The sequence below is a fragment of the Catellatospora bangladeshensis genome, from assembly GCF_016862575.1.
Classification (GTDB): domain Bacteria; phylum Actinomycetota; class Actinomycetes; order Mycobacteriales; family Micromonosporaceae; genus Catellatospora; species Catellatospora bangladeshensis.
On record NZ_BONF01000032.1, the window covers coordinates 126,664 to 138,624 of the forward strand.

At 72.1% G+C, this 11,961-nt stretch carries 9 protein-coding genes; 1 reads left to right on the forward strand and 8 read right to left on the reverse strand.

Translation table 11 applies throughout. The features are described from left to right. Window positions 1-24 precede the first annotated feature (24 nt). Window positions 25-1,551 carry a cation:proton antiporter gene (locus tag Cba03nite_RS26505; protein WP_203751537.1) on the reverse strand — a complete coding sequence of 509 codons (1,527 nt, stop codon included), beginning with the start codon at window positions 1,549-1,551 and terminating at the stop codon, window positions 25-27. A gap of 554 nt (window positions 1,552-2,105) precedes the next feature. On the opposite strand from Cba03nite_RS26505, the gene Cba03nite_RS26510 reads away from it, so the two are divergent. Beyond that, entirely contained in the window at window positions 2,106-4,391 is a 2,286-nt protein-coding gene (locus Cba03nite_RS26510; RefSeq protein ID WP_203751540.1) for an ATP-binding cassette domain-containing protein, read from the forward strand. A gap of 60 nt (window positions 4,392-4,451) precedes the next feature. Here the strand turns inward: Cba03nite_RS26510 and Cba03nite_RS26515 are convergent, their stop codons facing one another. The 7 genes from Cba03nite_RS26515 to Cba03nite_RS26545 form a co-directional block, all read right to left on the reverse strand. Further along, window positions 4,452-4,901, reverse strand: a complete 450-nt coding sequence (locus Cba03nite_RS26515; protein WP_203751543.1) for a VOC family protein — start codon at window positions 4,899-4,901, stop codon at window positions 4,452-4,454. 193 nt (window positions 4,902-5,094) lie between these two features. After that, window positions 5,095-5,526 (reverse strand): DUF4395 domain-containing protein, encoded by a 432-nt coding sequence (locus Cba03nite_RS26520; RefSeq protein ID WP_203751545.1) that lies wholly within the window; start codon window positions 5,524-5,526, stop codon window positions 5,095-5,097. Continuing rightward, complete coding sequence (locus tag Cba03nite_RS26525) at window positions 5,523-6,104, reverse strand: TlpA family protein disulfide reductase (RefSeq protein WP_203751547.1); 582 nt, start codon at window positions 6,102-6,104, stop codon at window positions 5,523-5,525. Before Cba03nite_RS26525 ends, Cba03nite_RS26520 begins: the two co-directional genes overlap by 4 nt. A gap of 84 nt (window positions 6,105-6,188) precedes the next feature. Further along, window positions 6,189-8,204, reverse strand: a complete 2,016-nt coding sequence (locus Cba03nite_RS26530) for an MDR family MFS transporter (RefSeq protein ID WP_203751549.1) — start codon at window positions 8,202-8,204, stop codon at window positions 6,189-6,191. 184 nt (window positions 8,205-8,388) lie between these two features. Beyond that, window positions 8,389-9,966 carry a cellulose binding domain-containing protein gene (locus tag Cba03nite_RS26535; RefSeq protein WP_203751550.1) on the reverse strand — a complete coding sequence of 526 codons (1,578 nt, stop codon included), beginning with the start codon at window positions 9,964-9,966 and terminating at the stop codon, window positions 8,389-8,391. Between the two features lie 205 nt (window positions 9,967-10,171). Continuing rightward, a complete protein-coding gene (locus Cba03nite_RS26540; RefSeq protein WP_203751551.1) occupies window positions 10,172-10,996 on the reverse strand; it encodes an SGNH/GDSL hydrolase family protein in 825 nt (274 codons plus the stop codon). Window positions 10,997-11,101: 105 nt separating this feature from the next. Continuing rightward, window positions 11,102-11,938, reverse strand: coding sequence for an SDR family oxidoreductase (locus Cba03nite_RS26545; RefSeq protein ID WP_203751552.1), 837 nt, complete (start codon window positions 11,936-11,938; stop codon window positions 11,102-11,104). Window positions 11,939-11,961: the final 23 nt, after the last annotated feature.

Below are 11,961 nucleotides of genomic sequence, written 5' to 3' on the forward strand. Positions count from 1 at the left end.
CCCGCCCGGGGGGCGCCACCGGCCTCAGTAGACCGCGCTGTGCAGATCCAGGCGCCGCAGCACGTCGTCGGCGGCCTCCGGCTCCCGTTCGCGCAGCTCCAGCACCGCCGCCCGGGACGCCGCCAGCAGCTGCGCCCGTACCTCGCCGAGGCGCTTGCGCTGGCTCACCCACTCCGCGTCCTCGGCGTCCTCGTCCAGCAGGATCGCCCGCTGCCACTCCCCCAGCCGCCGGGCCGTCTCCGGCCCGACCGTGCCGTCGGCGCGCAGCTCCTCCAGCCGGTGCAGCCCGGCCTCCTGGGCGGCCGCCACGATCCGCCGCGCGGCCTCCTGCCGCCGCAGCGCGCCGCCGGTCAGCCCGGTGCGCCGGACCAGCCAGGGCAGGGTCACGCCGGGCACCAGCAGGGTGGCCACGGCGACCACCGCGGCGACGAACACGATCTGGGTACGCCCTGGGAAGTCGCGCGGCAGCGCCAGCGCGGTGGCGATGGTGACCACCCCCCGCATCCCCGCCCACGCCACGATCAGCGTCTCGCCCCAGCCCACCGGCACGTCCGCGGGATCGCGGGCGCTCAGCCGCCGGGTCAGCCCGCGCACCCCGAACATCCACGCGAAGCGCACCACCACCAGCGTGAGGCAGATCAAAAGCGCGAAGCGGGTGTACGCCCACAGCCCGCTCTGCAGGTCGTCCAGCGCCTGGATGAACTCCAGCCCGATCAGCCCGAAGGTGAAGCCGGTGACCAGCTGCTCGATCACGTCCCAGAAGTTGCGCCCGGACAGCCGCCCGGCGACGTCGTCCGGGTCGGCCCGGGTCCCGCCCAGCCAGAACCCGGCCGCCAGCACCGCCAGCACCCCGCTCGCGTGCACCGAGTCCGCCGTCAGGTACGCGGTGTACGGGATGAGCAGGCTCAGCCCGGCTCGCAGCTCGGCGGTGGGCAGCCGGTCGAACAGCCAGCCGAACAGCAGCCCGGTGAGCAGCCCGACGACCGCCCCGGCGAGCGCGGTGTAGCCGAACTCGGCCGCCGCGCCCCACACCGACAGCGTCCCGGTCGCCACCCCCGCCACCGCGACCTGGTAGATGGTCAGCGCGGTGACGTCGTTGAACAGGCCCTCGCCCTCCAGCAGGGTGATCGTGCGGCGGGGCAGCCCGAGCCGCCCGGCCACCGCCGACACCGCGGCCGGGTCCGGCGGGGCGGTGATCGCGCCCAGCACGACGGCCGCGCCCAGCGGCAGCACCGGGTCGATCCGGGCCGCCACCGCGGCCACCGCGGCCGTGGTGACGAAGACCAGCGCCACCGCGAGCAGCAGGATCGGCCGCCAGCCCCGGGCGAACCGGCGCCAGGAGGTCTGCTGGACGGCGGCGTACAGCAGGGGCGGCAGCAGCACGGGCAGGATCAGCTCGGGCGGCGGGTCGAGGCTCGCCCCGGGCACCAGGCCGAGCGCCGCGCCGAACAGCGTGGCGACCACCGGCGCGGGCAGCCGCCAGCGCGCGCCGACCGGCACGCAGAGCAGGCCCAGCACCAGCAGCACGAGGATGACCGTGCGTTGGTCCATCCCGCCATCGCACACCACGGCCAGCGGTTATGCCCGGCACGACACGATCGACGCGGCAGGCCATGGATTCTCGCCGATTTTGTTGGTAGTCTCGCCGAAGTAACGACGGCGGTATGCACCAGCCGGCGGGCAGAGAAGCACCGCCCGCTCCGGTGATGATCGGGCACCGGAGCGGGCGGGCAACAAGGAAGTCATGGTCGGTGCGTGCGGTCGCCTCGCGGCGAGTGGCGCGACACGGCTCCAGCCGAACGGTATTCCGTGAAGGCTTTTGTAGTTGAGGCCCGGGGACACTGTCCACGCACCGACCTCGACCACCATAGCGCCGAATCCCGCCCCTGCCGAACCTCCCACGCCGTGACGATCTTCACTCGCGTACCGGGAACACCATGATCCTCCGACTTGCCCGGCAAAAGGGCGTATCTTGCCGCCGCATTCGCCCGTCTGCCAGGCAAGTCGAGTGATCGAGGGGCGGCACGCGGGTCGGGTTCCGGACGGTGGGGTTATCGAGCCGGATGGCGCTTGATCTGCACAGGCCTTGCCGCAAGGATGTGCGGGTGTCAACTGACCCCTCCACCGAACGCCCGGCCCGCCGCCGGAGCCCCGCGAAGAAGGCCGCCGCGGCGGTCGACTCCGGACAGACGGCCCCCGCCGACGGCGCGGTGCGCATCCGCCTCGGGCGCGAGGCCGACAACGACATCGTGCTCGCCGACCTGCAGGCCTCGCGCTACCACGCCGAGCTGCGCCGCACCGGCGACACCTTCACGCTCGTCGACCTGGGCAGCCGCAACGGCACGTTCCTCAACGGACGCCAGGTCGCCAAGCCCACCCTCATGCACGCCGGCGACATGGTCTCGATCGGGCGGCACGAGCTGCTCTTCGACGGCGTACGCCTGCACGACCACGTCGACACCGGCCCCGCCTCGATCATCGCCGACGACCTGACCGTGCGCCTGGGCGAGAAGGTGCTCATCGACGACGTGAGCTTCGCGCTGCCCGAGGGCAGCCTGCTCGCCCTCATCGGCCCCAGCGGCTGCGGCAAGTCCACGCTGCTCAAGGCGCTGACCGGGCTGCGCCCGGCCACCCAGGGCCGGCTCTGGTACGGCGGGCGCGACCTCTACGCCGACTACGCGCAGCTGCGCTACCGCATCGGCATGGTGCCGCAGGACGACGTGCTGCACAAGCAGCTCAAGGTCCGCACCGCGCTGCGCTACGCCGCCGCGCTGCGCTTCGCCGACGACGTGCCGCGCAAGGTGCGCTGGGCCAAGGTCGACGAGGTCATGGACACCATGCGGCTGACCCAGCGCGCCAAGGCCCGCATCGACGTGCTCTCCGGCGGCCAGCGCAAGCGCGCCTCGGTGGCCATGGAGCTGCTGACCGAGCCGTCGCTGCTGTGCCTGGACGAGCCGACCTCGGGCCTGGACCCCGCGCTCGACAAGGAGGTCATGGGCGAGCTGCGGGAGCTGGCCGACAAGGGCAAGACCGTCGTCGTGGTCACCCACAGCGTGCTGCACCTGGACATCTGCGACCGGGTGCTGGTCATGTGCCTGGGCGGCACCATGGGCTACTTCGGCCCGCCGGACCAGCTGCTCGGCTTCTTCGGCGCCGAGGACTACGCCGACGTCTTCACGAAGATCACCGAGGAGCCGGAGCGCTGGACCCGCGCCTTCCGCAACTCCCCGCTGTACGCGCGCTACGTCAGCGCGGTGACCCCGGCCACCCGGCAGGAGCCCGCGCGCCCCGTGGCCGCCGCGCCAGCCCCGGCGCCCGCCGCCGAGGCGGTGGCCGACGACGCGGCCGAGGTCACGGCGCCCGTGCAGCTCGTGCCCGCCCAGCGCACCGACGAGCCCGACCTCGGCACCACCGGTGAGGTGGCGCTGCCGACGGCCGCGGTCGACGACGCCGAGCCCGCCTCGGTCAGCGTCGACGACGCGCTGGCCGCGTCCAGTGCCCGGCCGAACGTGCCCGCCGCGAAACCCGGCCGGGCCAACATCGACCGCAAGACCTGGGGACTGTTCGCCCGCAACCCCAGCGCGCCGATCCGGCAGTACTTCACCTTGTGCATGCGCATGCTCAACGTGATCTTCTCCGACCGCGGCTTCAGCATGTTCCTGCTGGCCATGCCGCTGATCCTGGCGGTGCTGTCGTACACCGTGCCGGGCGACTCCGGCCTGGCCAACCTCGGGCCGGTCCACCTGACGGCGCAGCAGCTGCTGGTCGTGCTGGTCACCGGCGCGGCGTTCATGGGCACGGCCGCGGCGGTCCGGGAGATCGTCGCCGAGGCGCCCATCTACGCCCGGGAACGGGCGGTGGGCCTGTCCGCCGCGGCGTACCTCAGCTCCAAGCTCACCGTGTTCTTCCTGATCAACACGGCGCAGGTGGCGCTGTTCGTGTACCTGGCGCTGTTCCAGGGGCCGCCGACCGAGGCGCTGGTGCTCCCGAGCCAGACCGCCGAGATCATCGTCGCCATGGTCGGCATCGCGCTGGTGTCCACCGTGCTCGGCCTGCTGATCAGCTCGCTGGCGCGGACCACCGAGCAGACCACGCCCGCCATGGTGGTCGTGGTCATGGCGCAGCTCGTGTTCTCCGGCGGCCTGTTCCTGCTCGCCGGGCAGACCGCGATGGAGATCATCTCCTGGGTCTTCCCGACCCGGTGGGGCTTCGCGGCCGGCGCGGCCACCGTCGACATGGGGGCCATGCTGCCCAAGAGCTACCAGGACCCGCTGTGGGGACACACCGCGGAGAACTGGATCAAGTACATGGTGTTCATGGGCGTGCAGATGATCGTGCTGATCGGCCTGACCCGCCTGGCGCTGCGCCGCCACGAACCCGGTCGCTCCTGACCGCTGAGGTTAAGAAGGGCACCTTCTTCTACGCATAGCGTTAAGAAGGTGCCCTTCCTTTCAGTGGAGGCAGAACTCGTTGCCCTCGGGGTCCTGGAGGGTCTCGCCGTAGTGGTCGACGCCCTCGGTGTAGAGGATGCGCAGGCGGGTGGCGCCCAGGGCGATGAGACGCTCGGCTTCGGCGTGGACGCGCTCGCGGCGGGTCTCCACCGGCACGGCCCGGCCGCCGCTGACGGACAGGTCGAGGTGCAGGCGGTTCTTGCCGGCCTTGGACTCAGGCACCCGCTGGAACCAGAAGCGCGGGCCGACGCCGTCCGGGTCCTCGATCGAGTCGGTGTTCTCGGCCCCCTCCAGCTCGTCCTCCGGGATGCCCTTGCTCAGCCAGTACGACTTCCAGGTCGGGTGGTCCTCCGGCGGCTGCTGCGGCCGGTAGTGCAGGGCGGCGGCCCAGAACTCCACCAGCCGGTTCGGGTCCGCGCAGTCGATCGTCACCTGGATCCGTGTCGCCATCGTGCCGCTCCTCAAGGTCGGATATCCGGTCCCCGCCTGTCTAACAGCAGACCCCGACCTTTCCGCCGGCCTCGCCTCGCCTCGCCTCGCATGATCACCACTTTGTGTCGAAAGCCGAGGTCAGACCGCACCTTCTGACACGAAAAGCCGATCTTGGCTGGTGCCGGACCGGACGGTGTTCGCCAGGCGAGCGTCAAGCCACAGGGACACGGGCGGCCAGCGGGCGGCCGGCCAGGCGGCGGTACGCCAGATACATCTCGCAGCCCAGGCACAGGCCGAAGGCGGCGTTGAGGAACGCGGCGGCCAGCGCGAACCCGGCCGCGACCGCGCCGGTCACCGGCGAGCCCAGCAGGTAGCCCAGCGTGGCCACGGTGGCGAAGACGAACCCGACCGTCTGCGCGAAGCGGAACGGCGCCAGCGGCTCCAGCTCCGCGGGCGGGCCCAGCCGCGGCGCGAGCAGACCACGGTAGATCAGGCCGTAGGGGCCGAGGCGCGGCCGGGCCGCGGTGAGGCCGAAGACGGCAGCCTGCGCCAGCGCGAGCCAGCCGGAGCCGGTGAGCAGCACGACGACCATGACGACGGTGGTGACCGCCGCGGCGAAGCGCGGACCACGGGGGTCGATCATGCGGACTTCCTCTCGGCCTGGGCAGCCGCGGCCTGGGCAGCCTCGGCGCGGACGGACTCGACCCCGGCGGGCTCGGCGCGGACCGACCCGGCGTGGGCCGCCGCCGCGCGGACGGCCGACCCGGGCGGCGAAGACAGCACGGCTGGCGGCACGGCCGTGGGCAGCAGCGGGGTGATCGCGGCGAGGACCTGAGCGCGGGTGGGGGTGCCCTGGGCACGGCCCGCGATGCGGCCCTCCCCGTCGACGATCAGCACGGTGGGGGTCTTCCAGATGTCGAGGGCGCGGACCGCGTCCAGGCGGCTCTCCGCATCGACCTCGACGTGGGCCACGCCGGGAGTGGCGCGGGCGACCTCCCCGAGCACCACGCGGGTGGCCCGGCACGGGGCGCAAAACGCCGACGAGAACTGGAGCAGGGTGACCGCGCCGGGGCGTACGCCCAGCTCGGCGAGCAGCGGCGCGTGGGTGTCGTCGGCGGCGGGCACGGCACGGACAGTACCCGCCCGGCGGCGGTGGACCAGCCCGTAAGCGGTCGCCGCGAGCAGCGCGACGCCCGCCGCGGCCGGCCCGGTGAGATCCATGCCGCCAGCGTGCCACGTGAGCAGGGGCGATCAGAACGATCATCCCGAGGAGCGGACGCGGTTCACACTTCGTTAGCGGTGTTTTCACTCACGCCGCGCCGGGACCGCCTCCGACGGCTCGGCGGCCGGTTCGTCCTCGAAGACGAGCTGCCGCGAAGCCTGGCGCACCGCCCGTTCGAACTCCTCGTCCGTGGTGTCGTCGTCCCAGTCCGACAGCTCGCCGGACAGCCACTGCCGCCACGCGGCGGCGATGCGGTCGTACTCGGCGGTGCCGCGCGGCGTCAGCGCCACCGCGCCGGCCGCCTCGACCAGGTAGCCGTCGGCCACGCAGCGCTGGAACACGGGCCACAGCACCTGCGCGGGCAGGTGGTGGTGCGCGGCGATGTCGGCGACCCTGGCCTGCCCGTAGTGCTCGGCGAACAGCACCGCGCGGGCCAGGCACCAGGCCAGCCCGACGCCTCCGTCGACCCCGGCCCCGGCCAGCACGCCCGGTGCGGCCATCGGGCCCTTCTGCCGCCATACCGTGGCGATGGCCCTTTCCAGCTGCTCGGTGCGGTCGGCGGACTCGGGCATGCCGAAGCCCTCGCCCATGTCCCGCGCCGCGGCCCGTGCGGTGTCGCGCAGCGGCACCTCCTTGAGGAACAGCGCGATGACCGCGGCGAGCAGGCCGACCGGGACCGCGGCCAGGAAGACCGTGTGCAGCGCCTGGGTGTAGCCGCCGACGACCAGGATCCGGATCGCCTCGGGCAGGCCGTGCACCCCGGCCGGGCTCTCCAGCCGCCGCTGGTCCAGCGCCCCGAGCAGCGGGCCGAACCGCGCCAGCTGGTCCTGCAGCGAGTGGGTGTACACCGTCCCGAACAGCGCCACCCCGAACGCGCTGCCCATCGTGCGCAAAAAGGTGACGCCGGAGGTGGCCACGCCCAGGTCGTGGTAGTTGACCGTGTTCTGCACGACGATGGTCAGCGTCTGCATGCTCATGCCGAGCCCGAGGCCCAGCACGAACAGGAAGATCCCCTCGGTCAGCAGCGGGGTGAACGCCGTCATCAGCGACATCAGCCACATGCCCAGCGCCGTGAGCAGGCCCCCGGCCACCGGGAACCACTTGTAACGCCCGGTGCGGCCGACGATCGTGCCGCTGGCGATGGAGGTGATCAGCAGGCCCAGCACCATCGGCAGCATGCGCAGCCCGGACGCGGTTGCCGAGGCGCCCTGCACGTACTGCATGAACGTGGGCAGGAACGTCAGCGCGCCGAACATGGAGAAGCCCACGATGAAGCTGAGCACCCCGCAGATGCTGAACACGGGGTTGCGGAACAGCCGCATCGGCAGCATCGGCTCCCGCGCCCGCAGCTCGATCAGCACGAACGCGGCCAACGCCAGCAGACCCGCGACACCCAGCCCGATGATCTCCGGGGAGAGCCACGGGTACTCCGTGCCGCCCCAGCTCGTCATCAGGATGAGGCAGGTGGAGGCCACCGCGATCATGCCGATGCCGAGGTAGTCGATGACGGGTCGCCGGGTCGTGGGCAGCTTGGGCATGCTGGTGGCGCAGATGACCATCACCAGCGCCCCGAGCGGCACGTTGACGTAGAACGCCCAGCGCCAGGACAGGTGGTCGGTGAACAGGCCGCCCAGCAGCGGCCCGAGCACGGTCACCACGCCGAAGACGGCGCCCAGCGCGCCCTGGTACTTGCCGCGCTCGCGCAGCGGGATGTAGTCGGCGATCAGCGCCATCGAGGTGACCAGGATGCCGCCCGCGCCCGCACCCTGCACGCCCCGCCAGGCGACCAGCCAGGCCATGTTGTGCGCCAGTCCGCAGAACACCGAGGCGATCACGAAGACCGCCACGCAGACCTGGAACACCAGCTTGCGCCCGAACAGGTCGCCCAGCTTGCCGGCCAGCGCGGTGGCGATCGTCTCGGCCAGCAGGTACGCCGTGACCACCCAGGACAGGTGGGTGGCGCCGCCGAGATCGCCGACGATGGTCGGCAGCGCGGTGCCGACGATGGTCTGGTCCAGGGCCGCGAGCAGCAGGCCGGTCGCCACCGTGACGAACACGGCGTTGCGCCGCACCGAGCTCAGCTCGCCCCCGCGGTCCATATGATCACACTAAATACCGGTCCGCCCCGGTGTTCCGGCTTCGCGATGATCGTTGGAGTTGCCTGGCAGACGGGCGTATCTTGACGCGCGATTCGCCCATCTGCCAGGCAGGTCGGTGGATCAAGAGGGACCCGGCCCGCGCATCGGGGGGATGGTCGCGGGCCGGGGGTTCGGGGTGGGAGGGTCAGCGGGTGAAGCCGGCGGTGATGCGGGTGAACTCCCAGTCGGGCTGGGCGATGCCGCTGCAGGCGGACTGGACGCCGCCGCCCGCGCAACCGCGGTCGCGGTTGACGGACCAGAAGGACAGCCGGGCGATGGCGTTGCTGTTCGCCCAGTCGCGGATCTGGGTCCAGGTCGCGGTGCTGGTCAGCTCCTGCTGGTCGGACAGGCCGTTCATGCCGGAGATGCCCAGGTGGGCGTTGGCCGTCGCGTCGTTCCAGCCGAAAGCGGTCTTGAGCGCGTTGCGCAGGCCGACCGCGGCGTTGACCGTGTTCTGGTACATGTTCGCGCCGCCGCCGAAGTCGAACGGCATGATCGTGAAGATGTCGATGTTCGCGCCCAGCGCCGCCGCCTGGTTGATCAGGCGGGTGCCCCAGTAGCTCGGGCCGGTGGTCGTGGTGCCGAACGTGATGATCGTCTTGAGGCCGGGGTTGTTCTGCTTGACGATCTTCAGCGCGCCCAGGATCCGGTCCTGCACGACCTCGCTCTCGAACTCGTCGGTGTTCTCGATGTCGACGTCGATCGCCTTGAGGTTGTACGCGTTGATGACCTGCTGGTACGCCCCGGCCAGCGCGGTGGCCGAGGAGCAGTTCGGGCCGAGCTTGTTGCCGCTCCAGCCGCCGATCGACGGCACGATCTCGCCGCCCGCCGCGCGGATGGCGTTGATGGTGCTCTGGTCGGCGCCGCCGGTCAGCGGCCGGCTGCCGTCCCAGGCCGGCGTGCAGCCGCCGCCGGACAGGATGAACGCCATGGTGAACCACTTGATGCCGGTGGCGTTCATGACCGTGGCCGGCGCGGGCGGGTTGCCCCAGCCGACGTAGTAGTACGGCGCGGCGCCCTTGAAGGTGCCGGTGGGGCAGCCGGAGGTGGTGCCGGTGACGGCGTTGCTGGCCACGGACTCACCGCTGTTGTTGTACGCCTTGATCGTGTACGTGTGCGCGGTGCAGGTGCCCAGGCCGCTGTGCGTGGCGGAGGTGCCGGTGACGGTGGCGCGCACGGTGCTGCCCTCGTACACCCGGTAGCCGGTCACGGTGCCGGTGGAGGCGCCCCAGCTCAGCGAGATGGCGCTGTTGGTGACCGAGGTGACGCTCGGGTTGCCGGGCTTGCCGGGCACGCCCGCGGGCGGCGGCGAGGAGCTGGGCGGGGTGCCGCCGGTGCAGGTGGTGCCGTTGACGGTGCAGTTGGTGGGGTTGCCCGAGCCGTTGGCGTTGAAGCCGAAGGTGGTCGAGGCGCCGGCGGCGAGGGTGCCGTTCCAGCCCACGTTGGTGGCCGTGACGTGCTGGCCGGACGTGGTGACCGCGGCGTCCCAGAACACCCCCATGGTGGTGCCGGACGGCAGGTCGAACTGCACGTTCCAGCTGGTGATGGTCGACGAGGAGTTGTTGGTGACGGTGAACTTGCCCTCGTACCCGCTACCCCAGCTGGAGACCTTGGTGAAGGTCGCGGTCGCGGCGTGGGCCGGCGAGGACGCGACGAGGGAGATGGCGCCGGCCAGCAGTGCCACGCCGAGCGTGGCGAGACCGGCCCGCAGGGACCTTCTCATGGCGCGGTTGTCCTTTCGCAGAGAGCGCGCGGCGGGCGACGGCTTCGGGGAGCTCGTCGCCCGACGGCGAGCTGGTGGGACGGATCAAGCGCTCATGAGGGCCTACGGCCACACTAAATTAAAGACGGTTAACAGTAAAGAGTGTTGTCGATTCTGGCACGTAAAGAAGGGCGCCCCGGTGCCGTGGGGCGCCCTTCCGCCGGTCTCACCAGTTGTGACCGGCCGCGTAGGAGATCTGGGCCAGCACGGCCTGGCCCGCGGTGTTCGGGTGGAAGTAGTCCCACGTGGACACCTGCGACAGCGCGAACGGGTAGCCGAACACCGCGTTGTCGTCGAAGTCGCAGTTGGACCCGTACGCCGCGCAGGCCTGCGCGAGCTGGGCGTTGAAGTCGACCACCCGCTGGCGCACCCGGTCGCGCCGGGCCACGTCGGCCGCGGCGGTCGAGGTCGGGTTGGCCAGCAGCGACTGGCAGATGCCGAACAGCGACCAGGCGCTGCGGGCGGACGAGGAGCCCTTGCCGACCTCCCACAGCCGCTTCACGTCGGGGATCGAGATCAGCGCGACGCGGGCGTTGGGCAGGCCGCTCTTGAGGGTGGCCAGCGCCGTGTCGATCGACGCCCGGAACCCGGCGACCGAGGTCATGCCCGCCTCGGAGCTGGTGCAGGCGTCGTTGGCGCCGATCAGGATGGTGACGTAGTCGGCGTTGCGGCCGACCACCGCCGTCGCCTGGCCGGGCATGTCGGCGGCCTTCGCGCCGCTCTTGGCCTGGTTGTAGTTGCGGCCGCTGATGGCGGCGTTCTTGGCGAGGATCCGCCGGTAGTGGGAGCTGACCGAGGCGTAGCCGCCGGTGCTGAAGGAGCGGTCGGTGCAGTCGCTGTACCAGCCGCAGGCGTTGAAGCCACGGGTGATCGAGTCACCCATGCTGGCCATCGAGTTGGGGACGGGGCCGACGGCCGCTGCCGGGGTCGCCGACAGCAGCGCCACGGCCAGACCGGCGGCGAGCGCGAGGGACGGGCGCGCGAGACGCATGGGAGCCTGCCTTCCGGGGGTACGAAGGGAGGAACCTGATACCGCGCGGGCACGCGGTTACCGAAGGGTAATATCCAGGTGACCTAGGTCACAAGGGTTATGTCCCTATTGGCCGTCCGCTTCGGACAGGCCCGCCTCGACCTGGTACGCCGCCCGTGCCCCGCCGTCGCCCAGCGCCACCTGGTCCGGCACCAGCAGCCGGTACGCCAGATCCCGCCCGGCCTGCGGCAGCAGCGCCAGCAGGCGGGTCAGCGGGTCCAGCCGCCCCGGCACGAAGACCTCGAACCGGGGACGGCGGATCACCCGCTCCACCGCCGCGGCGACATCGGCCGGGCGCAGCCGGGGCACCGAGCCGTGGCTCGTGCCCAGCGCCAGCTCCGTCTCCACCACCGACGGCATGACCAGGCTGACCTGTACGCCGCTGCCGCGCAGCTCCTGGCGCACGGCCGCGGCGTACCCGTACACGGCGTGCTTGGTGGCGGCGTAGGTCGCCTCGCCCGGCGGGCTGATCCGGCTGGCCGCCGACGCGACCGTGACGATGTGCCCGCGACCGCGCGCCCGCATGCGCGGCACGGCCGCCAGGAAGCCGTGCCGGACCCCGTGCACGTTGACGTCGAACTGCCGCCGCGCGGCCCGCTCCGGCTCCGCCTCGAACGGGCCCACCCACATCACGCCCGCGTTGTTGACCAGCACGTCCACCGGCCCGTACGCCTGCTCGGCGCGGTCGAGGAACGCGTCCACCGAGTCCTGCTCGGTGACGTCGAGCCCGGCCGCGAGCACCTCCCCCGGCAGCGCCGCCGCCGTCGCCTCGGCCGCCGCGAGGTCGAGGTCACCGAGCACGACCCGTGCTCCGGCTCCCGCCAGCCGCGCGGCCACCGCCGCGCCGATCCCCCGGGCCGCCCCGGTCACCGCCACCGTCAGCCCCGCCACGTCCCGTCCCACTGCCGCACTCCCCTCGCCCACGT